The 25230-nt window shown below is 62.9% G+C and carries 23 protein-coding genes; 7 read left to right on the top strand and 16 right to left on the bottom strand.

Annotated features, from left to right (window positions below):
* Positions 1–17: 17 nt before the first annotated feature.
* The 8 genes from fabF to RBA40_RS02080 all read right to left on the bottom strand — a co-directional run bounded on the left by fabF (position 18) and on the right by RBA40_RS02080 (position 6777).
* Positions 18–1265: a beta-ketoacyl-ACP synthase II gene (fabF, locus tag RBA40_RS02115; protein WP_306645545.1), complete on the bottom strand. Its 1248-nt coding sequence runs from the start codon at positions 1263–1265 to the stop codon at positions 18–20.
* A gap of 28 nt (positions 1266–1293) precedes the next feature.
* Positions 1294–1533 (bottom strand): acyl carrier protein, encoded by a 240-nt coding sequence (acpP, locus tag RBA40_RS02110; RefSeq protein WP_018059410.1) that lies wholly within the window; start codon positions 1531–1533, stop codon positions 1294–1296.
* A gap of 177 nt (positions 1534–1710) precedes the next feature.
* Positions 1711–2448 carry a 3-oxoacyl-ACP reductase FabG gene (fabG, locus tag RBA40_RS02105; protein WP_306645538.1) on the bottom strand — a complete coding sequence of 246 codons (738 nt, stop codon included), beginning with the start codon at positions 2446–2448 and terminating at the stop codon, positions 1711–1713.
* A 55-nt stretch (positions 2449–2503) separates the two neighbouring features.
* Positions 2504–3451 (bottom strand): ACP S-malonyltransferase, encoded by a 948-nt coding sequence (fabD, locus tag RBA40_RS02100; RefSeq protein ID WP_306645537.1) that lies wholly within the window; start codon positions 3449–3451, stop codon positions 2504–2506.
* Positions 3452–3633: 182 nt separating this feature from the next.
* Entirely contained in the window at positions 3634–4620 is a 987-nt protein-coding gene (locus RBA40_RS02095) for a beta-ketoacyl-ACP synthase III (RefSeq protein ID WP_306645534.1), read from the bottom strand.
* Between the two features lie 11 nt (positions 4621–4631).
* Complete coding sequence (plsX, locus tag RBA40_RS02090; protein ID WP_306645531.1) at positions 4632–5693, bottom strand: phosphate acyltransferase PlsX; 1062 nt, start codon at positions 5691–5693, stop codon at positions 4632–4634.
* Positions 5694–5889: 196 nt separating this feature from the next.
* Positions 5890–6072 (bottom strand): 50S ribosomal protein L32, encoded by a 183-nt coding sequence (gene rpmF, locus RBA40_RS02085; protein WP_008449924.1) that lies wholly within the window; start codon positions 6070–6072, stop codon positions 5890–5892.
* Positions 6073–6279: 207 nt separating this feature from the next.
* Complete coding sequence (locus RBA40_RS02080; RefSeq protein WP_306645525.1) at positions 6280–6777, bottom strand: YceD family protein; 498 nt, start codon at positions 6775–6777, stop codon at positions 6280–6282.
* A 180-nt stretch (positions 6778–6957) separates the two neighbouring features.
* On the opposite strand from RBA40_RS02080, the gene RBA40_RS02075 reads away from it, so the two are divergent.
* Positions 6958–7560 (top strand): Maf family nucleotide pyrophosphatase, encoded by a 603-nt coding sequence (locus RBA40_RS02075; RefSeq protein ID WP_306645524.1) that lies wholly within the window; start codon positions 6958–6960, stop codon positions 7558–7560.
* A 16-nt stretch (positions 7561–7576) separates the two neighbouring features.
* On the top strand, positions 7577–8323 hold the full coding sequence (locus RBA40_RS02070; RefSeq protein ID WP_306645522.1) for an SAM-dependent methyltransferase: 747 nt from the start codon (positions 7577–7579) through the stop codon (positions 8321–8323).
* 123 nt (positions 8324–8446) lie between these two features.
* On the opposite strand, the gene RBA40_RS02065 is transcribed toward RBA40_RS02070, so the two are convergent.
* The 3 genes from RBA40_RS02065 to aceA all read right to left on the bottom strand — a co-directional run bounded on the left by RBA40_RS02065 (position 8447) and on the right by aceA (position 12513).
* Positions 8447–9697, bottom strand: a complete 1251-nt coding sequence (locus tag RBA40_RS02065; RefSeq protein ID WP_306645519.1) for an EAL and HDOD domain-containing protein — start codon at positions 9695–9697, stop codon at positions 8447–8449.
* A gap of 67 nt (positions 9698–9764) precedes the next feature.
* Complete coding sequence (locus tag RBA40_RS02060) at positions 9765–10976, bottom strand: 23S rRNA (adenine(2030)-N(6))-methyltransferase RlmJ (protein WP_306645515.1); 1212 nt, start codon at positions 10974–10976, stop codon at positions 9765–9767.
* 238 nt (positions 10977–11214) lie between these two features.
* Positions 11215–12513: an isocitrate lyase gene (gene aceA, locus RBA40_RS02055; RefSeq protein WP_099877013.1), complete on the bottom strand. Its 1299-nt coding sequence runs from the start codon at positions 12511–12513 to the stop codon at positions 11215–11217.
* Positions 12514–13186: 673 nt separating this feature from the next.
* Between aceA and RBA40_RS02050 the strand changes: the two genes are divergently transcribed.
* The 3 genes from RBA40_RS02050 (at position 13187) to RBA40_RS02040 (ending at position 16444) form a co-directional block, all read left to right on the top strand.
* Positions 13187–14263 (top strand): cache domain-containing protein, encoded by a 1077-nt coding sequence (locus RBA40_RS02050; protein ID WP_306645508.1) that lies wholly within the window; start codon positions 13187–13189, stop codon positions 14261–14263.
* Between the two features lie 492 nt (positions 14264–14755).
* Entirely contained in the window at positions 14756–15832 is a 1077-nt protein-coding gene (locus tag RBA40_RS02045; protein ID WP_306645504.1) for a cache domain-containing protein, read from the top strand.
* A gap of 39 nt (positions 15833–15871) precedes the next feature.
* Positions 15872–16444, top strand: coding sequence for a DUF8082 domain-containing protein (locus RBA40_RS02040; protein WP_306645502.1), 573 nt, complete (start codon positions 15872–15874; stop codon positions 16442–16444).
* A 318-nt stretch (positions 16445–16762) separates the two neighbouring features.
* Here RBA40_RS02040 and RBA40_RS02035 read toward each other — a convergent pair whose 3' ends face one another.
* The 3 genes from RBA40_RS02035 to RBA40_RS02025 all read right to left on the bottom strand — a co-directional run bounded on the left by RBA40_RS02035 (position 16763) and on the right by RBA40_RS02025 (position 21298).
* A complete protein-coding gene (locus tag RBA40_RS02035; RefSeq protein WP_306645499.1) occupies positions 16763–18406 on the bottom strand; it encodes a GMC family oxidoreductase in 1644 nt (547 codons plus the stop codon).
* 221 nt (positions 18407–18627) lie between these two features.
* Positions 18628–19122 (bottom strand): ribonuclease E activity regulator RraA, encoded by a 495-nt coding sequence (gene rraA / locus RBA40_RS02030; protein ID WP_306645497.1) that lies wholly within the window; start codon positions 19120–19122, stop codon positions 18628–18630.
* A gap of 967 nt (positions 19123–20089) precedes the next feature.
* Positions 20090–21298 (bottom strand): MFS transporter, encoded by a 1209-nt coding sequence (locus RBA40_RS02025; protein ID WP_306645494.1) that lies wholly within the window; start codon positions 21296–21298, stop codon positions 20090–20092.
* A 100-nt stretch (positions 21299–21398) separates the two neighbouring features.
* Here RBA40_RS02025 and RBA40_RS02020 point away from each other — a divergent pair, with 100 nt between their 5' ends.
* Together RBA40_RS02020 and RBA40_RS02015 are read left to right on the top strand one after the other, a co-directional pair.
* Entirely contained in the window at positions 21399–22190 is a 792-nt protein-coding gene (locus RBA40_RS02020) for an AraC family transcriptional regulator (RefSeq protein WP_306645490.1), read from the top strand.
* Positions 22191–22279: 89 nt separating this feature from the next.
* The gene (locus tag RBA40_RS02015; protein ID WP_306645484.1) at positions 22280–23545 is read left to right on the top strand and encodes a TolB-like translocation protein; all 1266 of its coding nucleotides are present in this window, start codon (positions 22280–22282) and stop codon (positions 23543–23545) included.
* Here the strand turns inward: RBA40_RS02015 and RBA40_RS02010 are convergent.
* Complete coding sequence (locus tag RBA40_RS02010) at positions 23532–24080, bottom strand: hypothetical protein (RefSeq protein ID WP_306645479.1); 549 nt, start codon at positions 24078–24080, stop codon at positions 23532–23534. The genes RBA40_RS02015 and RBA40_RS02010 overlap by 14 nt on opposite strands.
* A gap of 22 nt (positions 24081–24102) precedes the next feature.
* The gene (locus tag RBA40_RS02005) at positions 24103–25071 is read right to left on the bottom strand and encodes a questin oxidase family protein (RefSeq protein ID WP_306645477.1); all 969 of its coding nucleotides are present in this window, start codon (positions 25069–25071) and stop codon (positions 24103–24105) included.
* Positions 25072–25230 lie beyond the last annotated feature (159 nt).

Below are 25230 nucleotides of genomic sequence, written 5' to 3'. Positions count from 1 at the left end.
TTTAGCGACGCCGGGACTCAGGCCTTGCCGAATACCAAGGTGCCGTTGGTGCCACCGAAACCGAACGAGTTCTTCACCGCGATATCGATCTTCATCTCGCGCGCCGTGTTGGCGCAGAAGTCCAGGTCGCAAGCGGGGTCCTGGTTGAAGATATTGATCGTCGGCGGCGAGATCTGGTGATGCATCGCCAGCACGGTGAACACGGCTTCCAGGCCGCCGGCGCCGCCCAGCAGGTGGCCGGTCATCGACTTGGTCGAGTTGACCACCAGCTTGCCGGCGTGCGCGCCGAAGGTCTTCTTCAATCCCTGCACTTCGGCCACATCGCCCTGCGGAGTCGAGGTACCGTGCGCGTTGACGTAATTGACCTGGTCGGCATTGATGCCGGCATTGGTCAGGGCCGACTGCATGCAGCGGCTCGCGCCACTGCCATCTTCGACCGGCGCCGTCATGTGGTAGGCGTCGGCACTCATGCCGAAGCCGAGCAGTTCGGCATAGATCTTGGCGCCGCGCGCCTTGGCGTGTTCGTATTCTTCGAGCACCATCACGCCCGCACCCTCGCCCAGCACGAAGCCGTCGCGGTCGACGTCCCACGGACGCGAGGCGGTGGCCGAATCGTCGTTGCGCGAGGACAGCGCGCGTGCCGAGGCGAAACCGCCCAGGCCCAGCGGCGAGATGGTCGCTTCGGAGCCGCCCGCAATCATCACATCGGCGTCGCCGTACTCGATCAGGCGGCCAGCCGCGCCGATGCTGTGCAGGCCGGTGGTGCAGGCCGTGACGATGGCCAGGTTCGGACCGCGCAAGCCGTACTTGATCGACAGGTTGCCCGAAATCATATTAATGATCGAGGCCGGCACGAAAAAGGGCGAAATGCGGCGCGGGCCGCGCTTGGCGTATTCTTCCTTGGTGTCTTCGATCAGCGGCAAGCCGCCGATGCCGGAACCGATGATCACGCCGATGCGGTCGGCATTGTCTTCGGTGACGACCAGTCCGCAATCCTGCATTGCCTGGATACCCGCCGCCATGCCGTAATGGATAAACGTATCCATGTGGCGAGCATCCTTGGCAGGAATGTAATCCTCGATATTGAAACCCTTGACTTCGCCCGCGAAGTGGGTCGAAAAGGGCTGCGCATCAAACTTGGTGATGTTGGCAATGCCCGACTTGCCGGCCAGCGCCGCGCTCCACGTCTCGGCAACCGTGTTGCCGATTGGTGAAACGCAGCCCAGCCCGGTGATGACGACACGACGATTTCGTGAACGGCTCAAGCGATTCTCCCGAGAAAAATTGTAAAACTTAGGCCTTGACGTGCGCCGTAGCGTAGTCGATTGCCTGTTTCACGGTGGTGATCTTTTCAGCTTGTTCGTCAGGGATTTCCATTTCGAATTCGTCTTCCAGTGCCATCACCAGTTCGACGGTGTCGAGGGAATCCGCACCGAGGTCGTCAACGAACGAAGATTCGATTTTGATGTCTACTTCTGCAACGCCCAGTTGCTCAGCGACGATTTTTTTAACGCGTTGTTCGATATCCGACATGTTATGGCTCCATTGTGTGTGTTACGGAAAGTGCGCGCATTTTATCAGGTTTGCGCGGTGAAAAACTAATTTCGGTGTCTGCCGCAAATTCCACCGAACGTACTGCTAAATGACGAGAATTCCCTTTATCTGATCCGTGCGCAGGGCCGCAAATGGGATCAGGCAAGGCACTCAACATCAATTCATATACATTCCGCCATTCACGTGCAGGGTCGTGCCCGTGATGTACGCCGCTTGCGGCCCCGCCAGGAAGGCGACGGCGTGGGCGATGTCTTCCGGCGCGCCCAGGCGCCCCAGCGGAATTTGCGTCAGCAAGCCGGTGTGCTGCTCGGCACTTAATGCCTTGGTCATATCGGTATCGATGAAGCCGGGAGCAATGCAGTTGACCGTGATATTGCGGCTGCCGATCTCGCGCGCCAGCGCCCGGCTCATGCCGGCCACGCCGGCCTTGGCGGCCGCGTAATTCATCTGCCCCGCATTGCCGGCCGAACCGACCACCGAGGTAATGTTAATAATACGCCCATGCTTCGCTTTCATCATGCCGCGCAGGACGGCGCGCGAAAGGCGCCCCACAGCCGACAGGTTGGTGGCGATGACGCTGTCCCATTCCTCGTCCTTCATGCGCATGGCCAGCTGGTCTTGCGTGATGCCGGCATTGTTAACCAGGATCGACAGGCTGCCGAAACCCTTTTGCACATCGTCGACGACGGCGCTGCAGGCGGCGGCATCGGTCACGTTCAGGACCGCGCCCTTGCCGCCGAATTCGGCCAGATAGGCGGAAATCGCCTCGGCGCCGCTCTCGGTGGTGGCGGTGCCGACCACTTTCGCGCCCTGGCGCGCCAGTTCGAGTGCGATGGCCTTGCCGATGCCGCGCGACGCGCCCGTGACCAGGGCGACTTGATTTTCCAGTTTCATTGATGTCCTTTTGTTCTAATATTCTGCGATGCCCTGCGATACTGCGCCAACTGGCTTACGCCCGATTGAGGCTGCTCAATACGCGCTCCAGCGAAGCCTGGTCCACCAGCGCTTCGCCCACCAGTTGCGCATCGATGCGCTTGGCCATGCCGATCAGCACCTTGCTCGGCGCCGATTCGATCACCTGGGTGACGCCGTCGGCCGCCATCTTCTGCATGGTTTCGACCCAGCGCACGGCACCGGCCGCCTGGCGCACCAGCGCATCCTTGATCGCTTCGGGATCGTTCAGGATAGCCACGTCGACGTTGTTGATCAAGTCGATCCGCGGCGCCGCGAACGGCACATCCTTCAGATAATCGCGCAGGCGGTCCGAAGCCGGTTTCAGCAAAGAGGAATGGAACGGCGCCGACACCGCCAGCTTCATGGCGCGCTTGGCGCCCTTGGCCTTGGCCAGTTCGCAGGCGCGTTCGACGGCGCCATTGTGGCCGGCGATCACGATCTGGGTCAGCTCGTTGAAGTTCACCGCCTCGACCACTTCGGCCGGATTGGCCGCGCCCGCTTCAGCGCAAATCGCGCGCACCTCGTCGGCCGGCAGGCCGAGGATGACGGCCATGCCGCCCTGCCCCACCGGCACCGCTTCCTGCATGGCCTGGGCGCGGAAACGCACCAGCGGCACCGCATCCTTGAAGGCGATCACGCCGGCCGCCACCAGGGCCGAATATTCGCCCACGCTATGGCCGGCCACCAGCGCCGGCACGGTGCCGCCGGCCGCGATCCAGGCACGGTAAACGGCGACCGAGGCGGTCAGCATGACAGGCTGGGTATTGGTGGTCAGGTCCAGGTCTTCCTTGGGACCGTCGGCGATCAGTTTGCCCAGGTCGAAGCCGAGCGCTTCGTTGGCTTCGGCAATGGTTTGCGCGACCACGGGGTTGCCGGCGAAGCCGCCCAGCATGCCGATGGCCTGCGAACCCTGGCCGGGAAATACGAACGCGAATTTACTCATGGAATGATGTCCTCCTGTTTTGTTTTTATGGCGGCATCCGCATCAAGGACTGGTGCGGGCAAGAATGAAAGATAAGGCGAAAGATAAGGCGAAAGATAAGGCGAAAGAAAAGGCGAACGAATCGGCAAAGGAAATGGCGAATTCAACGGCGGCGCTCGCGGGCGCCGCCGCGCTAGAACCAATCACATGCGCACCAGCACAGCGCCCCAGGTGAAGCCGCCGCCGACGCCTTCCATCATGACGTTGTCGCCCGCCTTGATGCGGCCGTCGCGCACGGCGATATCGAGCGCCAGCGGAATCGAGGCGGCCGAGGTGTTGCCATGCTGGTCGACCGTGACCACCATTTTATCAAGCGGCAAGCCGAGCTTTTTCGCCGTGCTTTTCATGATGCGGATATTGGCCTGGTGCGGCACCAGCCAGTCGACCTGGTCGGCGGTCATGTGCGCGTGTTCGAGCACCTCGTTGGCCACCTGCTCGAGCACGGTGACGGCCAGCTTGAACACCGCAGGGCCATCCATGTACAGGAAAGCGCTGCCGGCGATCGCGCCGCCGGCCAGGGTGCCCGGTATGCTGAGGATGTCGGAATAACGCCCGTCGGCATGCAGTTTGCATGCCAGAATGCCCGGCTCTTCCGAGGCGCTGAGGACAATGGCCCCGGCGCCGTCGCCGAACAGCACGCAGGTGGTGCGGTCGTTGAAATCGAGAATGCGCGAAAACACTTCCGCGCCGATCACCAGCACGTTTTTGTGCGCGCCCGACTTGATGAAGGCGTCCGCCACCGACACCGCGTACACGAAGCCGCTGCAGACGGCCTGCACGTCAAAGGCGGCGCTGTTGTTGTGCATGCCGAGCTTGCGCTGCACGATGCAGGCGGTGCTGGGAAAGCTGCCATGGAAATCGGGGGTCGAGCTGGCCACGATGACGAGGTCGATTTCCTCGGGATGCTTGCCGGCCATCTCGAGCGCCTTGCGGGCGGCCGCCACGGCCAGGTCCGACGACAGTTCGTCCGGCGCTGCGTAATGCCGGTTCGAAATGCCGCTGCGGGAGACGATCCACTCGTCCGACGTTTCGATGCCCTTGGCCGCCAGTTGCTCGGTCAGGTCGCCGTTGGAGACGCGCTTGGCCGGCAGATAGCTGCCGGTGCCGATAATTTTGCTGTACAAGGTCATTGCTAGCCGTCCTACGAGTGGGTTATTCCTGGCACTTCCGGGTCAGGCGTACGGGGCATCAACTCGGCGATCATGGCCGAGAGCTGCTCCTGCACATTGTATTTTGCCGCGTCGAAGGCGCGTTTGATCGCCCACTCATACGAGTATGCATCGGCGCCGCCGTGGCTCTTGAACACCAGGCCGCGCAAACCGAGCAGGCTGGCGCCGTTGTAGCGCGACGGATTGAAACGATTGGAAAACTTCTTCAAGGCGCCGCGTCCGATGATGGCCCCGAGCATGGTCAGCGGATTGCGCTTGAACTCGGTGGTCAGGGCATCCTTGACGAAGCGGCCCAATCCCTCGGCCGCCTTGAGCGTGACGTTGCCGACGAAACCGTCGCACACCACGATGTCGGTGGTGCCCTTGAAAATATCGTTGCCTTCGACGTTGCCGTAGAAATTGAGGGCGCCGCGCTCATGGTCTTCGCGCAGCAGCTTGCCGGTGGCCTTGGCCACTTCATTGCCCTTGATTTCTTCGGTGCCGACATTGAGCAAGCCGATGGTGGGGCGCTTGATGCCTTCCATGGCCGAGACCAGCACCGAGCCCATGATGGCGAACTGGTGCAGGTGATGCGGCTCGCAGTCGACGTTCGCGCCCAGGTCCAGCATATAGGTCGGGCCGTCTTTCTGGTTGGGAAGGATCGAGCAGATGGCGGGACGGTCGACCCCGGCCATGGTCTTGAGCACATAGCGCGAGACCGCCATCAGGGCGCCGGTATTGCCGGCCGACACGCAGGCCTGGGCCTTGCCGTCCTTGACCAGCTCGATCGCCACGCGCATCGACGAATCCTTCTTGCGGCGCAGGGCGATTTCGATGGGATCATCCATCGTCACCACTTCGGACGCATGCAGGATGGACAGGCGCGGATGGCTGTCGGCTTTGTGTTTCTTGAGTTCTGCGCGCAACTCGTCCTGCAGGCCGACCAGAATCAATTCTGCTTCGGGTTCGCTGCTGAGGAAAGAGAGTGCTGCGGGGATAGTAACTGAGGGGCCATGATCGCCGCCCATGCAGTCAATGGAAATTTTAATTGTCATTTTGTGGATTCGTACCGCGACTCAACAGCGTGTGGCGGCAGGATGCGATCTGGAAGTGGGCGAGCGCCAAGCAGAGTCTGCGTAATTCGAAATGACGGTGTGCAAAGGTGGTTTGCAGCCGGTGACAAAGAAAAAGCGGTGCGACGCACAAAAAAGTCGTTGCACCGCTTTCATCTTACTCAAACTAAAACGTCGATTACTCGTCGTTTTTGGTTTTGAGAACTTTGCGACCACGGTAAAAGCCGTTAGGGCTGATGTGGTGACGCAGGTGCGTTTCACCGGTGGTTGGCTCGATGCCCAGTTGTGGCGCGACCAGGAAGTCGTGCGAACGGTGCATACCGCGCTTCGAAGGGGATTTCTTGTTTTGCTGAACTGCCATGATGACTCCTAATACATAAGTTCTAAAATTCTAACACAATCGATCAGCAAATACATGCGAATCGAGTATCCCAGCGGCAAAATTTCTTTACCGACATGTTTAACGCCGTCCTACCTTTACTACCAATGCCATACTCGACTACAACACGCGTTTGACACGTTCATTACACTTGCTTGTTCTGTATTTCAGCCGCCAGCCGCACAGCGACTATTCCGGCTTGAGATTCTTGAGCCCCGCAAACGGCGATGGCTTATCCGACTTGACCGCGTCGAGCACCTTACTATCCGGACACACGTCGTGCTTGGGCACTTGCGGCAGGGCCAGCAAGGCCTCATCCTCGAACAGATCGCGCACATCGCATTCGCGGCTGCCGACGATGACGTCGATGCTCTCGTCGTTCAGTACTTCCTCGATCTCGTCCGCATGCTCGTCATCCTTGCCGAGCATCAGCACGGTGGACGAATCCATTTCGTAAGCGAACGGGGCCAGGCAACGCTGGCATACCAGCTGGACCGTGCCGGATACCGTCAAGGTCATTTGCGGATAGCCCTGCTTGCTGGTCGACCCATCGATGGTCCAGGCGATCTGGCCCGACTGGTCGGCACAATCCTTGTTCAACCGGCTCATTTCAGCGACAGGCGTGACGCCCTCGCGATGGCCGTTGCTTCGACAAAACTCAAAAGCGTCGATGACAAAAGCACTCATTGCAGAAATTTTCCCCGGAAAACCTGCGATAATAACAGGCTTCTCGTTGTGGAGTCAAAGACTTAGCGCGATTATTTGGGCATGGACCCGCGCGCTGTTGCTGGCGCGACCACACCGTGCCCGCCAGATGAATCCCGCTGCGCCCGCTAACAGGGACAGCCAACAGGACCAAGGTACGACATGATACCAACTTCCACCGCACCGCGGCTAATTCTTGCATCGAGTTCCGCGTATCGGCGCGAATTGCTCGAACGCCTGCGCCTGCCGTTCGACGTGCTGGTGCCCGATATCGATGAAACGCCCCTGCCCGGCGAATTGCCCGAAGCGACCGCGCTGCGCCTGGCGCGCGCCAAGGCCGAAGCGGTCGCGGCGCGCGGGCCGGGCAGCGTTGTCATCGGTTCCGACCAGGTTGCCACGCTCGACGGCGAACAGATCGGCAAACCGGGCAACCACGCCAACGCCCTGGCCCAGCTGCAGGCCATGCGCGGACGGCGCGTGGTGTTCCACACGGCGCTGTGCCTGTGGGACGGCCGCACCGGCACGGCCCAGGTGGAGAACGTGCAAACGTTTGTCACCGTGCGCGACCTGCCCGACGCCGAACTCGACGCCTACCTGCGCATCGAGCAACCGTACGACTGCGCCGGCAGCGCCAAGAACGAAGCGCTCGGCATTGCCATCTTGGAGCGCATCGACAGCACCGACCCGACCGCCCTCACCGGCCTGCCCCTGATCGCCCTGACCGGCATGCTGCGCCAGGCCGGATTCTCCTTCTTTCAACAGTGAGCACTGCACTTAGACCATGCCCGGCACTTTATATCTGATCCCCAATACCCTCGGCGCTGCCGACACGGCCACCGACGCGCTCGCGCACATCATTCCCGAGCAAGTCCAGGCACTGACCGCACGGCTCGACTATTTTGTCGCCGAAAACGCCAAGACCGCGCGCGGCTTCCTGAAGCTGATTGCGCTGCGCCATCCATTAGCAAAAACATTGCAGGAAATCGAGATCGCTGAACTGAACGTGAACACCCCGGCGCAAGCGCTGGCCGGCCTGCTCGAACCGCTGCTGGCCGGGCGCGACGCCGGCCTCATCTCGGAAGCGGGCGTGCCGGCGGTGGCCGATCCCGGCGCCGACCTGGTGCGCCTGGCGCACGAGCGCGGCATCCAGGTGCGCCCACTGGTCGGCCCCTCGTCGCTGCTGCTGGCGGTGATGGCAAGCGGCTTGAACGGCCAGAGCTTCGCCTTCAATGGCTACCTGCCGACCGACGCGGCGCTGCGCACCAAGCGCATCAAGGAGCTGGAAACGCGTTCGCGCGCGGAAAAGCAGACCCAGCTGCTGATCGAAACGCCCTACCGCAACGGCGCCATGCTCGAAGCCCTGGTCGGCGCCTGCCAGCCGGGCACGCTGATCTGCGTGGCGACCGACCTGAGCCTGCCGACCGAATCGATCCGCACCTTGAACGGCGGTAAATGGAAGTCCTTGCTGGCGGCCGGCAAGGCGCCGGACTTCCACAAGAAGCCAACTGTGTTTTTGCTGCTGGCGTAATACGCAAGCGGCGCGCCTGGCGGCCCCGCAAACGCCGGATAGCCACAAGAAGCCAACGGTGGATGTGCAACTGGCATAGTCAGCACGCAACCCGAGATCGTCTCGCCTTTGGATGTGGGTGTTTCAGGCCACCAGCTCGTTCACCCAGCCGAAGGCTTCCATTTCGATCTCGCGCATGGCCTTGGCACTGAGGCCGAGCGCCTTGAGCGACCTGGCAAGTTCCGGGCCGCGCTTGGGATTATCCAGCAGCTCGACCACGCGCAGCATGTCGCCGAGCACGCCTTCGCGTTCGAGCAGGGCGGCGCGCACTTCGTCGGCCACCACCACGGTGCCGAGAATTTCCTGCATCGACATCGAAAACAGCGCATCCATCAGCGACATGATGCCTACCGTAAAACCGGTCTCGGCGCTGGCACCCTGCACTTTCTGCGTCATCAGCTCCATCAGCTTGCCGCGCGTGGTGGCCATCTGCAGCAGCGGCGAATTCAGTTCGACCGCCGCGCCCGGCCTGGCATACAGCAGGATTTGCAGCCAGCGCTGCAATTGCTGGCGCCCCAGCACGGACAGCGCCTCGGTCAGCGAATCGATGCGCCCGCGCGCGCCGGCCGCCGGGGTATTGACCAGCCGCAGCAGATTCAGGCTGATCAGGGCGTCGCGCTTGACGGCGCGCTCGATCTCGGCGTCGTCGGCATCCGAATTGATCAGGTCGAGCAGGCGCAGGATGACCAGTTCCGACGGCGCGATTTTCTTGCCGCTCAAAATGGCCGGACGCGCGAAATAATAGCCCTGGAAATACTCGAAGCCGAGCGCCATGCACGCCTCGAATTCCTCGACCGTCTCGACCTTTTCGGCCAGCAGCTTCTTGTTGCGTCCGTTCAGGGCGGCCACCAGCGCCGGCAATGCCTGCGCCGGCACGGCCTGTACATCGATCTTGATGATGTCGACCAGGTCGACCAGCTTGCGCACGTCTTCGGACTCGTCGACCACATCGTCGAGGGCGAACTTGAAGCCGAACTCCTTGAGCTCGCGCACGCGCGCGATCACGGCGGGCGTGGCCTGCACGGTTTCGAGGATTTCGAGAATGACCTTGTCGTGCGGCAGGAAGCGCACGAAGTCGCTCATGAGGACGATCTCGTCGACATTGACGAACGCCAGGCGTTCGCCGACCACCTTGGCCATGCCGAGCTGAGAGGCGTGCGAAATCACGGCCGCCGTGGCGGCGGCGTGATCGGTCACATTCGCGTCGCCGCTTCCTGCGCTGCGAAACAAGAGTTCAAAGGCAACCAGTCGCTGGTTGCGTCCGAGAATAGGCTGGCGCGCGAGGAAAAAATCGTCGGATGGCAGCGCCAGCTCGGCCACGGTGTCAATAGGCATGGGGAATCCGGAAAACAGGAGTGCCGACAACGGCGCCTCCTGCGGTGACTATACTACGGCGGCAGACTTAAGGACGGCGCGGGCCGCTGTTGCGTGGACCGGTCGGACGCCCACTCTTGCCCGCCGCGCCGCCGTCGGCAGGCCGCGCACTCTTGCGCGTGACGCCAGCCTCGGTGGGGCGCGCGCTCTTGCCGGCAGCGGCAGCGGCAATGCTGGAGCGCTTGGCCACCGGCGCGCGCGGTGCGCCGCCAGCCGCGCCGGGCGTGCCGGCGGGCGCTTGCCCGGGCAGGCGCAGGCTGCCGGTGCCGGCGGTCGGGCTGGCCTTGCGGGCGTTACCGACTGGCATGCGCACGGCGCCGTTGGCACCGGTGCGGCCGCTGGCGGTACCGGTCACCTGGGTGCCTTTTTCGATCACGTAGGTGGCGTCGGCATTCTTGCCCAGCACCTGCACCAGGTACGGCATGACCTGGCGCAAGGTCGGCTCCAGGGTGTACGGCGGGTTGAGAATGAACATGCCGCTGCTGTGCAGGCCGAAGCCATCCGGACCCGGGGTGGTGATGGTCAGGGTGACGTTGAGCCATTCCTTGGCCGCCAGGCGCTTGAGCTTGTCGGCGAACTGGCGCGATTCCATGCGCTGCAGCACCGGATACCAGATCGCATAGATGCCGGACGGGAAACGCACCAGCGCATCGTCGAGCGCGTCGCGCACCTTGCGGTAATCCTGCTTGTCTTCGTACGGCGGGTCGATCAGGACCAGGGCGCGGCGCGATGGCGGCGGCAGCAAGGTCTTGAGGGCGTGGAAGCCATCGCCGCGTTCGATCAGCACGCGCCGGCCGCGCGCGCTCGGGCGCTCGCCCTGCGCTGCCGCGTGCGCTTCGACCTTGCGGAAGTTATCGGCCAGGATCTTGCTGTCGGCCGGATGCAGCTCGAACAGGCGCAGGCGGTCGTGCTCGCGCATGACCTTGTCGGCGCAATACGGCGAACCCGGGTAATAGCGCATCTTGCCGCTCGGGTTCAGTTCCTTGATCAGATTGACGTATTCGGCCAGCGGCTTGGGCAAGTCCTTGCGCTCCCACAGCGGGCCGATGCCGGTTTCGTATTCGGCGTTCTTGGACGCGTAACCGCCATCGAGCGCATACACGCCGGCACCGGAGTGGGTGTCGATATAGGTGTAGGCCGTGTCTTTCTGATTCATGTACTCGTGCAGCTGAATCTGCACGAAATGCTTCAGGACGTCGGCGTGATTACCCGCGTGAAAGGCGTGGCGGTAGCTCAACATAACGTGGGTATTCCATAAAAAAGGGGGATCTGAGCCGCCATTATCCTCTATAAAGACGGTTCGGACGCAAAAAGCGCGTAAATGCGCAACGCCCTCCCCCTTGACCGCGCGGCGTGGGCCTGAGGCGGACAAGGGGGGAAGGCGCTGTGCGTTTCCACCCGTGGGGGCGCGGGATGGGCCGTTTCGGGACCATCCCGCTGGCGGCGCTCCTTGTGGAAGCGCCGCGGATCAATAGCGTTTAAGCTACTTTCTTTTCGTCGAAGAATTGTTCATCTTCGGTCGAACCATGCAGCGCGGTGGTCGAGCTCTGGTTCTGCTGGATGGTCTGGGTGACGGCGTCAAAATAGCCGGTACCGACTTCGCGCTGGTGCTTGACGGCCGTGAAGCCCTTGTCGGCGGCGGCGAATTCGGCTTCCTGCAGCTCGACGAAGGCCGACATCTGGCGACGCGCATAGCCGTGCGCCAGGTTGAACATGCCGTAGTTCAGGGCATGGAAGCCGGCCAGGGTGATGAACTGGAACTTGTAACCCATGGCGCCCAGTTCTTTCTGGAACTTGGCAATGGTGGCATCGTCCAGGTTCTTTTTCCAGTTGAACGATGGCGAGCAGTTGTAAGCGAGCATCTTGCCCGGGAACTTGGCGTGCACGGCATCGGCGAACTGCTTGGCGAAGGCCAGGTCCGGCTTGCCGGTTTCGCACCAGACCAGGTCGGCGAACGGCGCGTACGCAATGGCGCGCGAAATGGCTTGCTCGATGCCCGGACGGACTTTGTAGAAGCCTTCCACGGTGCGCTCGCCGGTGCAGAATTCACGGTCGTTGTCATCCACGTCGGAGGTCAGCAGGTCGGCCGCTTCGGCGTCGGTACGGGCGATCACCAGGGTCGAGGTGCCCATCACGTCGGCCGCCAGGCGCGCCGCGGTCAGCTTTTCGACCGCTTCACGGGTTGGCACCAGCACTTTGCCGCCCATGTGGCCGCATTTCTTGACCGACGCCAGCTGATCTTCGAAGTGAACGCCGGCGGCGCCCGCGTCGATCATCGACTTCATCAGTTCGTAGGCGTTCAGGACGCCGCCGAAACCGGCTTCGGCATCGGCGATGATCGGCGCGAAGTAATCGATGTCATCCTTGCCTTCGGACCACTGGATCTGGTCGGCGCGCTGGAAGGTGTTGTTGATGCGGCGTACGACCAGCGGCACCGAATTGGCCGGGTACAGCGATTGGTCGGGATACATTTCGCCAGCGACGTTGGCGTCGCCTGCGACTTGCCAGCCGGACAGGTAGATGGCTTTCAGACCAGCCTTGACCTGCTGCATGGCCTGGTTGCCGGTCATGGCGCCGAGGGCGTTGACGAAAGGCTCGTTGTTCACCAGATCCCACAGTTTTTCCGCGCCGCGCTTGGCCAGCGTGTGCTCGATCTTCAGCGAGCCGCGCAGACGCACCACGTCGGCTGCGGTGTAGTTACGCACAACACCCTTCCAGCGCGGGTTGGTGTCCCAATCTTTTTGCAGTTCTGCTACTTGCTGTTCACGAGTTGCCATGGTGTTCTCCTAATTGAAAACCGAGTTAAGAAACGAAAATCCGTTAGAGAAATCATAGACCGTTTTGCGCGCTGCAACAATACTCTTATATAAGACATATAACTAAATTTAAATCATTATAAATCAATGGCTTGCAATTCGTATCTCATGATACGAAACGAAATTTCTCCAAATGGAAGAGCGCGGCGAGGCAAATCGACGGCGGCATTTTGCATTGTGAAATGCAGTGTCCGCCTGATGAAATCAAGCAGCCTTTTTTCCGCCGGCCAACGGCCGCGCAGCGCACCAGGTCCCGCGCGCGCGGGCAATCAGCGGAAAAGTGTTGCACAGAAGACACACGATGCTGGAATTCTCACGAAAAACAACCGGAATCGCTCGAAAACACATGTCCCGCGCACAGGGCCGTAGGATAATGTGCCTTCAGGCAATCCTTAATCACTGCCGCACGACGCGCTCGGCGTCTCCAGGCAGTTTGCGAAGCGGTCCATGGCGGACAGTGCAACTCCTACCAATAACAATTCCTCATCCAATCCCGTTGCGCAGACGAGCGGGATGGTTGCCAGCTACAAAAGTCCGGCACGTCGTTTAGTGTCGGCCCAGCAATCGGTATCTTGATGTCCGATACGCTGGCCGATCTGCCACGTCAAGCAGACCTACATTACGAATGCATCTCATGAACCCAAAATTTACTCTTAATATTTTCCACAAAGTACTCATCACCCTGTTAGCGGTCACGCTGATCCCCCTGTGTACGTTGTGGCTGGTCAGCGACAAGGCAGCGCAGCGCCAGCTGACCGCCAACGTATCGCAAAACCTGGTCCTGACCATGAACACGGTTGCCAATGGCATTATCGGGTGGGATAACACCAACGTGCGCGCCATGACCCAGGCGAGCAGCCTGGACGACATGATTTCAATGAAGGCCGAGCGCCAGAATCCGATCCTGAGCGTCACCGGCACCGCCTACGAATGGTCGTACCTGATGTTTACGATCCTGCCCGACGGCGCCAACGTCGGCCGCAACGACGGCGGCGCCCTGACCCCTTACGGCGACCGCTCCTACTTCCAGCAAGTGATCAAGGGCGCGCCGGTCGGCCGCCAGGTCGTGATCGGCAAGACCAGCGGCAAGCCGGCGCTGATCCTGGCCACCCCGATCCGCGACGCCAGCTCCACGCTGGTCGGCGTGCTGGCCATGTCGATGTACCTGACCGATATTTCCAAGATCGTGACCGATATCCGCATCGGCGAAACCGGCCGCGCGATCCTGCTCGACGCCAGCAACAAGGTCATCGCCCACGGCGACGCCTCCAAGGTCCGCACCGCGCTGCAGGATTTCAGCGCCTATCCGGCACTGAAAGTGGCCGGCATCGCCGACGCGCCTGTCGTCTACAACTCCGAAGATCGCCAGGTGATCGGCTTCATGCGTAAATTGCCGCAAGGCTGGACCTTGCTGGTTGAACAAGATTACGACGAAGCATTCGCCACCATGAACCGGATGGAAAAGGATGCCCGCGTCCTGATCGGCGTCAGCGTGGCGCTCGTCATCGCCATCGCGATTTTCCTCGGCAAGGCACTGACCCGTCCGATCAACGATTTGACCGCGATTGCGCGTCAGCTCAGCAACGGCGAACTGCAGGTCACGATCGCGCAGATCGACCGCGGCGATGAAATCGGCTCGCTGGCCCGCGCCATCGATCGGCTCGGCGTGAGTATTCAGCTGGCAATGGATCGCCTGCGCAAAAAGGGATAATGGGCAAGGCGGCCCGGCCGCCTTTCCCCCTGCGCCGCTGCCATCATGGCCTGGCCGTCATGGGGGGAAGGCAGAAAACCCGGTCCGTCGCCCGCCAGGCATCGTGTTGCAGTTTTACCTATCTTCAGCCGGGATATTGTTGCAGTAAATACACAACGTACGGTAATTTTTACTAAAAACACCGGGAAGGACCCGATAACCCATGCTTTTGGTAAAGACCGGTATAATAATGTGCTTACAAGCAACCTTAAAACACTGCTGAAGATCGCGCCCCCGATGTTTCCGGCAGATGGAAGCACGGTTCGTTGCGAACAGTGTAATCCTGCCAACAGCTAGCTCCGAATTTCCGATCCCGCTGCGCGGCAAGCGCACGGGATTGCCAGTTACAAAAGTCCGACACTCAGTTAATGTCGGCCCAGCAATCGGTATCTTGATGTCCGACACGCTGGCCGATCTGCCACGTCAAGCAGACCTCTATTACGAAGGCGCAGCATGAACCCAAAATTTAGTTTGAATATTTTTCACAAGGTACTCATTACCTTGCTCGCAGTCACACTGATCCCCCTGTGCACCCTGTGGATCATCAGTGACCGGGCAGCGCAGCGCGAGCTGACCGACAACGTGTCGCAAAGCCTGGTCCTGACCATGGACACCGTGGCCAACGGCATCAACACGTGGGACGACACCAATCTGCACGCGATGAACCAGACCAGCCGCCTCGCGGATACGGTATCGATGATTCCCGAGCGCCAGATCCCGATCCTGAAGGCGACCGGCAAAGCCTACGAATGGTCGTTCCTGATGTTTACGATCGCACCGGACGGCTCGAACACGGCCCGTAACGATGGCGGCGCCCCGATCAATTACGGCGACCGTTCGTATTTCCAGGCCGTCATGAAGGGCCAGCCCGTCGGCCGCCAGGTCGCCATCAGCAAAACAACCGGCAAGCCGGCGCTGATCGTGGCCACCCCGATCCGCGATGCCAACGCCGCCCTGGTCGGCGTGCTGGCCATGTCGATGCACCTGAACGATATTTCCAAGATCGTGACCGATATCCGCATCGGCGACACCGGCCGCGCGATCCTGCTCGACGCCAGCAACAAGGTCATCGCCCACGGCGACGCCTCCAAGGTCCGTACCGCCCTGCAGGATTTCACCGGCTACCCGGCGCTCAAGGTGGCCGGCATCGCCGACGCGCCTGTCGTCTACACCGCGGAAGAGCGCAAGGTGATCGGTTTCATGCGCAAATTGCCGCAAGGCTGGACTTTGCTGGTTGAACAAGATTACGATGAAGCCTACGCTACGATGCACAAGATGGAACGCGAAGCGCGCATCCTGATCGGCGCGGCCGTGGTCCTGGTCATCGGCGTCGCCATTTTCTTCGGCAAGGCACTGACCCGTCCGATCAACGAACTGACCGCGATTGCCCGTCAGCTCAGCAATGGCGAACTGCAAGTCAATATTCCGCAAACGGCCCGTGGCGATGAAATTGGCTCGCTGGCCCGTGCCATCGAACGTCTCGGCGTCAGCATCCAGCTGGCAATGGATCGCCTGCGTAAAAAGGTTTGATACCGATGAGAGGTTACTGATATGTCACAACCGGAATTCATGCCATTTATCGACGTGGTCGACCAGATCGCTGGCTTTTGCTCGCAGCGCGTCACCGGCACGGCGTTGCTGATCAGCGACGACAACCGCATGGCCCAGGTCCACCTGCAAGCCGGCAAGATCGTCTTCATCCTGTGCCGTGGCCGCCGCGGCCGCGACGGCCTGGCCATCATGCGCACCATGCAGAACGCGCGCCTGACCCTGGACAAGGCCGGCGTCGTCAATGCTGACGGTCTGGACTGGCCGACCGAGATCGTGCTGGGCTACCTCGACGGTACCCTGGACGACTTGCCGGGCAGCGGCGTGCTGGGCGGTGCCGTACCGCGTCCCGCCGCCGCCGCGCCGCGTCCCGCCGCCACGCCGGGCCTCACGGCCGACATCAAGGCGACCTTGCAGCGCTGCCTGGTGAAGTATGTGGGACCGATGGCGGAAATCGTCTGCAGCGACCATTTCGATGGCGCCACGGACGTGCGCTCCGTGGTCATGGCCCTGGCCAAGGAAATTCCGAACGACGACCAGGCCGCCAAGTTCAAGGTCGACGTCGCCAAGGCGCTTAATACCCCCCCGTTCTAAGCGCCTACCCCGGTAGGCCTGCTGCACGCCAGGCAATGGCGCAGCAGGCCAGATGAGGGCAGGTCAGACCATTGCCGCCTTCATCGCCACCGGCGCAAAAAGCCACGACTCCGGTTTTTCCAGCCATACGCGCGCTCGACCACCCGCCGTCGGGCGCCAACCTCCCCCATCAGCACCACTGATCCGCAAGCGTGCTTCCGCTTGCCCCGCAGGCGTGTCCAACAGTCGTGCCAGAGAAGCGGCCACGCGGCAGCGGCCCAGGATGAGCATGAGGCGCGCCGCCGGCGAACTGCACTGATATGGGCGCTGCGCGCGCGCTCAGGCCGCTGCCTGCACGGCACCGGCCTGAGCGCGCGCGCTGTCGAGAATCATCGCGGCCGCCTTTTCCGCAATCACCACCGTCGGCGCATTGGTGTTGCCGCCGATGAGGGTCGGCATGATCGACGCGTCCACTACCCGCACACCCTGCAAGCCGTGCACGCGCAGGCGCTCGTCGACCACGGCCATGGCATCGCTGCCCATCTTGCAGGTGCCCACCGGATGGTAGATGGTTCCCGCCTTGCGCCGGATGAAAGCCTCGATCTGGGCATCGGTGCGGATTTCCTTGCCGGGAAACAGTTCGGCGCCGCGGTAGGGATCGAAGGCCTTGGCCGCAAGCACCTTGCGCGCCGCCTTCACCCCGCTGACCATGGTCGCCATGTCCCCCGGGTGCGACAGGTAGTTGGGGTTGATCAGCGGTGCGGCGGCCGGGTCGGCGCTGGCCAGCGTGATGTCGCCCCGACTTTTGGGACGCAGGTCGCATACGTGCAGGGCATAACCGTGGCCCAGCATGGTGTAGGCCGCGCTCGACAGGGTATGCCCGTGATCGTCCAGGTGGGCGGGGGTGAAATGAAACTGCAAGTCGGGAATCGGCTGCTCCGGGCTGCTTTTGACGAAGCCGCCGCCCTCGGCCGCATTGCTGGTCAACGGGCCTTTGCGAAACAGTATGTAGTTCAAGACATGCCAGGCATGCTGCAACAAGTTGAGCGGCGATATGCCGAGCGAGACCGCCTTCGCGCATTTGTGCACGACCAGCACGTCGAGGTGGTCCTGCAGGTTTTTACCCACACCAGGCAAATGATGGCGCAGGGCAATGCCGTGGCGCGCCAGTTCCTCTTGCGGCCCGATGCCCGATAACAGTAGCAGCTGGGGCGAATTGACGGCGCCACCGGCAAGGATCACCTCCTTGGACGCGTGCAGCTCGTGCTCGCGCCCATCCTTCAGGTAGGCCACGCCGATGGCGCGGTTGCCATCCATCAGTACCCGGCTGGCGTGCGCCCCGGTCAGCACCGTCAGATTGGGACGCGCAAGCACCGGGTGCAAATAGGCACGGGCAACGCTCCACCGTTCGCCATTTTTCTGGGTAAGCTGGTAGGCGCCGACGCCTTCCTGGCTTGGGCCGGCAAAGTCGTCATTGAGCGCATGGCCCGCCTGCTGCGCCGCCTCCAGGTAGACCCCGGTCAGCGTGTTTCTGCTGCGCTGGTCGGCCACGTTGAGCGGGCCACCCACGCCGTGGAACGCGGTGGCGCCACGCTCGTGGTGCTCGGATCGCATGAACAACGGTAACAGGTCGGCGTACGACCAGCCTTGGTTGCCCAGTGCTTCCCAGTGGTCGTAGTCGTTAGGGTGACCTCGGGTGTACACCATCGCATTGCTCGAACTGCTGCCTCCTAGTGTTTTTCCGCGCGGCCAGAACAGGCGCCGCTGCGCCAGGTGATGCTGGGGAACGGTGAAATAGCGCCAGTTCAATACCTTGCTCATCATCATGTAAATGATCCCGACCGGCATCCGAATGAATGGACTGCTGTCGGCCGGACCCGCTTCGAGCAGGCAAACACGGACGGTGGGGTCGGCCGAGAGCCGGTTGGCCAGCACGCAACCGGCGGAGCCGGCACCAACGATGAGGTAGTCGAATGTATCCATGATGAACATCATGCCATGCCGGCGTTTTGCAATCGGCCTATCCGGACCGCGATGGGGACCAATGCATGCATCGGTAGGCGAACTGTAACTTCGCATGCCTTATTCTTGGGCACACCTGTGCAAGCAAGTCCCTTTTCACGCACGCGGTTCCCGGGAGAACCGGTGCAAGTTTCACACACCCTGCACTGGGCAGTTTTCAAGCAGAATCTTTCTGATTTCCCTCAGGCCAGCTTTTGCTGCGCCACCACGATGCCGTCGGCATCGGCATACAGCCAATCCCCCGGCTGCACCGCCACCCCGCTCACGCAGATGCGCACATTGCGTTCGCCCGCGCCCAGCTTGCTGCTTTTGCGCGGATGGGTGCCCAGCGCGCGCACGCCGATAGCGCAGGCATTGATTTCGTCGCTGTCGCGCACGCAGCCATCGACCACGATGCCGCTCCAGCCATTGTTTTGCGCCAGCAAGGCCAGCTGGCCGCCGACCAGCGCGCGGCGCAGGCTGGCGCCGCCGTCGATGACCAGCACATTGCCGTTGCCCGGCGCTTCGAGCGTGGCGCGCACCAGGGCATTGTCCTCGAACACCTTGAGGGTGGTCACGCTGCCGCAGAAGCGCACATGCTGCCCGTAATGCCTGAACAGGGGCGGCAGCACGGCCAGGCGGCCGTCTTCCAGCAGTTCAGGGTGGTCGTCGCACAGATCGGTGGTGGCAAAGCTCATGTCGGTTCGCTCGCAAAAAAATAGAAATGAGAATGATTTTAAGCCATTGCCGCGCGCCGCTCGTGTGAGCTGACTTTGACCGTGCCAGCCGGGTTCCGGTTCCCGTTCGGAAACGGCATCTGCGGCATGCGTGATGTGTCACAAGCGCGGCGCAAACAGGGCAGACGGGCGAGCGCTGCGGCGCCATAATCGGTCCCTCTTTCTCGACAAGGGGGCACGCATGCTCAGCACGCTGTCACAGCTCCGGCGTTTGTGGGACATCGTCACCGCCATCGCCACATTGCCGCGCGCCCACCTGCAGTTCGACGCGGCCCTTGCGCCCGCCGAGGTGAGCGCCGCCTACCGCAACTTCACGCGCCGCCATCCGCGCTACCGCATCATCGGCAACAAGACCATCGGGGCGGCCCTGGTCGACATCGGCCAGTTCGCCACGTCTGCGCACTACCGCGAATCGATCGGCGAACGCAACTGGGGCGGGTATTTCGCGCGCCGGGCGCAGGCGCGCGGCTACCGCTTTGCCAGCATCGAGCGCAACCGCTACGCCGACGACATTCATGCCATCAACCAGTCCCTGCCCGAGCGCCAGGGCCGGCCCATGGCCGCCAGCTACCAGGAGCGCACCACGCACTACACCGACCGCGCGCACTACCGTTACTACGGCGTGCTCGACAAGGCCGGCAAGCTGGTGGCGTATTGCGAGCTGGGCACCTACGGCAACTTTGCGCTGTTCTCGCGCCTGCTCGGCTACCGCAACAACGACGGCATCATGCACTTCCTGATCCTCGAAATCGTCAGCCTGCTGATCGCCGAACGCAAGGTGCGCTACGCCATGTACGACACCTGGTTCGGTGCCACCGACGGCTTGCGGCGCTTCAAGACCATCCTTGGCTTCAAGCCGTACCGGGTGCGCTACACCCTGCTCGCGGCGAGCCGCCTGTACCCGGCCGGCCAGGGGCCGTGCGCCGGCTCAGGCCTGCTTGAGCTGCGGCGCGCGGCTGCTGCCGCCCACGGTCAGCGCGGTGCCGATCGCCAGTACCTGGAACAGGGCGATGCAGCCGAACACCCAAGCCGGATGGCCACCATCCATCAGAGTGCCGAACAGGAGCGGCCCGAGCGCGAGCCCGCTGTCGAGGCCCGAATACACGATGCCGAACACGCGTCCGGTGGCGTTTTTAGGCGCCGCGGCGCGGATCAGTAAATCGCGCGAGGGACCGGCAATGCCGGCCGCCAGGCCGATGCCGCCCATCAGCACCACCGCCATCCAGCCCGGCACCACGGCCGCGCCCACCAGCAGCGCCATCAGCGCGGCGCAGATGAACGACAGGGCGATCGTGCGGTCGTGGCGCTGGGCGCGCGCGGCCAGGAAGCCGCCCAGCACCATGCCGCCGGCGGAGGCCAGCATGTACGCCGTGTAGGCGGTGGTGGCCGAAGCCAGCGAAATGCCATACAGCGCCACCAGGCTGGCCGACGAAAAGCTCTGGATACCGCCCAAGGCAATGGCGGTCAGGAAAAAGAAGCCAAAGCTCATCCAGACGGCCGGCAGCTTCATGAAGGCGAACGAACTGTCCTGCGGCACGCCGGCCACCTGCACCGGGGCGGGATCGGCACGCAGATGGGCGCGCTGGGCGAACAGCAGCGCCAGCGTGACGAAGGGAATGGCGGAGGCCGACAGCAGCGCCACGCGCCAGCCCGCCAGCGCGGCGATCCCGGCCAAAAACGCGGGCGCGGCCGCCCAGCCCAGGTTGCCGCTGATGCCGTGCATCGAAAAGGCATGGGCGATACGTGCACGGCTCACGCGCTGGTTCAGCAAGGTGTAATCGGCCGGATGGAACACGGCATTGCCCAGGCCGGCCAGCATGGAACCGGCCGCCAGCATGGCATAGGTTTGCGCGCCGGCCAGCACCAGGGCGGCCGTGCCGAGCAGCGCCAGCCCGCTGAACAGCACGCGGCGCGCGCCGGCCCGGTCCACCACGAAACCGGAGAGGGCCTGGCCGATGCCGGAGACGACGAAGAACAGGGTCATCAGCAAGCCGAGCTGGGCATACGAGAGGCCGAAGGCGGGTTTCAGCCACGGAAACAGGGCAGCCAGGATCAGGTGGTAGAAGTGCGATACGCCGTGGGCCAGCGAAACGAGCCCGATGAGGCGCGCATCCTCGCGCAGGTTAGGTGTGTTCATGAAGCATCCTTGAATGAGCAAACACCAGTGTAAGGAAAAACTCATCGACAGTTTTGAGACAGGAAGCCATACTTTGTCGCAAATCCGCCAATCGCAATGCATGACCCTGACCATCCTGACCCATACCCGCTGGCAGCCGCCCGGACTCGAACCGACGCCGGCGCGCCCGGTGCGCGCCCTCGCCCGCGACCTCGACGTGACGCAGTGGCTCGACCCGCACCAGCATGTCTGGGGCCAGCTGACCTATGCCCTGAGCGGCGTGCTGCGCGTGACCACGCCCGGCAGCACCTGGATCGTGCCGCCCCTGCGCGCGATCTGGATTGCGCCCAATGTGGTGCATGCCATCCACGTGCTCGAAACGGCCCGCCTGCGCCCGCTGTGCATCCTGGCCGCGCGCGCCCCGTTCGAGGGCGACGAATGCCGGGTCTTGAGCGTCTCGGTGCTGCTGCGCGAGCTGATCATCGCGCTCGGCCAGACCGGGCCGGGGCCGCGCGAGCAATTGCTGGCCGAGCTGATCCTCGACGAATTGCCCGGCTCGGCCACCCGCCCCATGCGCGTGCCGCTGCCCCAGGACAAGCGCCTGGGCGCCCTGTGCGCGGCCCTGATCGAGGACCCCGCCTGCCAGCTGACCTTGGGCCAGTGGGCGGCCCAGGTCGGCGCCTCCGAGCGCACCCTGACGCGCCTGTTCGAGCGCGAGTTGGGCATGCCCTTCGGCCACTGGCGCCAGCAGGTGCGCCTGGCACACGCCGCGCCGCTGATCGCACGCGGCATGCCGCTCTCGCAAGTGGCCGAGGAGCTCGGCTACGCCAGCCAGTCGGCCTTTTCGGCGATGTTCAAGAAAACCTTCGGCAGCTCGCCGACCGCCTTTTTTGCCCATGACAGCGCGCGCTGAACTGCGTAGTTACAAATAGTGTATTTCTTATGGGTATTAAGCACGTATAGTGAGCGCTTCCCTGCTGTCCCAATTTGAGGAGTTCCCTGGTGGTTTTACTTATCGGTTTTGCGCTGCTCGTGTGCCTGGTCATCCTGTTCTACCGCGTGACGGATGCGCCGAAAGAGAGCGCCGCAGGCACCGCCAGCGCCGCCGGCTCGGCCAACCTGTCGGGCATCGGGGTGGCGTACCTCTCGAACGGCAAGCTGTTTTACCAGCCCGATGGCGGCGCGCTGCGCCAGTTGCACAGCCCCTACATCCAGGAAATCGAAGACCGCCTGGCGCGCAGCAACGAGCGCAATGCGTGGAAGAAAAACACCAGCTTTGAAGTGGCCGCCTACGGCCAGATGAAGCAGTTCGGCGAGGACGCCAACGCCATCCGCTACACCTCGGCCCAGTTCGACGAGAAGCAATCGATCCTGTATTTCCTCAGCGACGCCGGCATCGGCGGCCTGTTTTCCTTCGATCTGGAGACCGGCGTCGAAACGCGCATCGTGCACCGCCAGAACCTCGATTTGAGCGACCTGAACCTGAACCGCGAAACCGGCAAGCTGGTCTGCACCTCCTCGTCCAAGGACAGCATCACCAACATCGCCACCCTGGACGTGCAGGGCAACAACCTGCGCGAGCTGACCGGCGGCGACACGGCCGATTCCGCACCGGCCTGGTGCGACGAAGACAGCATCGTCTATCAATCGGCCGGGCTGGCGCGCAACAAGGAAGGCATGATCGTCGCGCTCGGCCACAGCACCATCCAGAAGCTGGACCTGCGCTCGGGCAAGCTGGACACGGTGCTGGACGACCCCAACACCGACTTCCTGCATCCGCGCGTGACCCGCACGGGCGAACTGCTGTTCATCCGCCGCCCGTACGACGTGCCGCAATACAGCAGCGGCAATATCCTGCTCGATACCGTCCTGTTCCCGTTCCGCCTGCTGCGCGCGGTGTTCCACTATTTGAATTTTTTCTCGATGATGTACAGCCGCAAGCCGCTCACCGGCGCCAGCGGACCGGCGACCCAGGCCGACGTGAAGGCCATCATCCTCAAGGGCAAGCGCATCGATGCCGAGAAAGCCCTGCGCAGCGAAAGCATGGTGGCCGGCGTGCCTTCGCTGGTGCCGGCCAGCTGGCAACTGGTGCAGCGCAGCCGCCAGGGCGACGATCGCGTGCTGGCGAGCAATGTGGCGTCCTACGACATCACGCCGGCCGGCCAGATCCTTTACTCGAACGGCCGCGGCGTGTTTCTGCTGGGCGAAGACGGCCGCTCGACCCTGGTGCTGAAAGGCGACCTGGTGGGCGACATCATCGCGCGTTGAACGCGGTCGCCGGGTCGAATACCGCGTCGAGTTGAAGCGGTGAACAACGCTGCTCAAGCTGCAGCCTGCTTGAATGCTCACTCCCGGCACGGGGATCGACCATGACCTTGTCGATAGAGATTAATCTGGCAGTGCGCAAATTGAACAACATGCTGACATGCTCTTCGATCTGGCGCTCCGCGTTTGCCTTGGGGGCTGCGAACTTGATGCCGAGATAATACGGCAGCGAACCATTTTCGTCGTGGTACCAGGAGGCTGTGGCGCTGAGGTGCGCCATTTGCCGCGATGGCAGGAGCGCGACGATGCAGGCCGGCAGCACGGTCATGTGCCCGCCAAGCCATAACGTCACCGCGCCGACAGGCGGCTTGCCTCCCGGGGCGGCGAACACCACCTCCAGCCGTGCAGGGCCGAATTCGGCCGGGATATCGGCCATCGCTCCTTGCGCTGAAACGGTGATGATGCGATCTTTGTGCGCGAGACAGGCACCGCTGCCTGTCATCAGTGCCCCCAGCAATACAAGGTGGTTCAGTTTCAATTGGCGCTTTCTGTTTGGTGCATCAGGCCAGCTTGCGCGCGGCAATCGCCAGGTAGCGCGGGTCGCCGTAGACGAGCGACTCGCACCAGGCCGAATAGCACAGCTTGACGACATGCGCATCGGTGGCCCGCGCAGCTTGCGCCATGCAGGCGTGCCAGTCAATCCCCGCAACGGGCGCCGGCGCCGGCGCAGGTAAAGGGTCCACGGTCAGGCTCGCGACCACCACCGCTTCCCACAGATAGCGCAATGCGCGCCGTGGCTCGCCCGCGTACGGCGCTACCACCCGGAAAGCATGGCATGCCGTGACGGTATGCAAAAGCGTGAAATCTTCCTGCGCATGGTAGGCCGCGAGCTCGAACTGCGCCACCTGCCGCAGGTCGAGCGTGGCCGGCTGGATCGCCGTGCCTGCCACGCCCGGATGGCGCGCCGCCTGGCGCATACGGTCGATAATGATGCCGTCCCACGGCGCATGGCCAGCCAGCGCGCGGGCCAGGCGCGCCGCTATGCCGGCCGGCGCCTCGTCCACCGCGTCCGGTGCCAGATCGAGCGCCGCACATTCCATGACCCAGTACGCCAGCGCGGCGCAGGCCTCGTCCACATCGCCGCCATCGATCGCGTACGCGAGGCGGATCAGGCAATGAAAGGCCGACGCCGATACGCCCGGCAACAGCCGCGGTACCCAGGCGCGCAGTACGGCGTCGAGACCGTCGCGCCGCACACTCTCGTGGAAAAAGCGTTCCAGGCCGCCGGCATTGCGCCCCTTGCCCAGCCAGTCGGCCGCATCCCCAACCGCGCCGATGTCGCCATCGTGCGGCTGCAAGCGGCGCGCATTGACGTCGAACGCGCGCTCCATGGCCTCGGCCGACGCGCCCATGCGCTCGAGCGCGATGAGCGTCATCGGCAAGTGATTGGCAAGCCGGTCGCCATACAGCGGCCCGTAGCGCCGGCTGCGCGCGAGCAAGTCCCGGCAAGTATCCGACAATGTCGCCATGCATGTTCTCCACGTGGTTCACCAGCCCGACAGACTACCACCGGCCGCCATTCCGCGCACGCCGTGAAAGCGCCCTGATCTCCCGCGCCCTTTCACCTGCTCGCGATCAATCCCGCTCGGCGGCAGCGATGCAAACTCGACAGGCCAGGGGCGCCGGCC

It is taken from the genome of Massilia pseudoviolaceinigra (assembly GCF_030846505.1).
Classification (GTDB): Bacteria; Pseudomonadota; Gammaproteobacteria; order Burkholderiales; family Burkholderiaceae_D; genus Telluria_A; species Telluria_A violaceinigra.
This window is presented reverse-complemented; position numbering and strand designations above follow the sequence as displayed.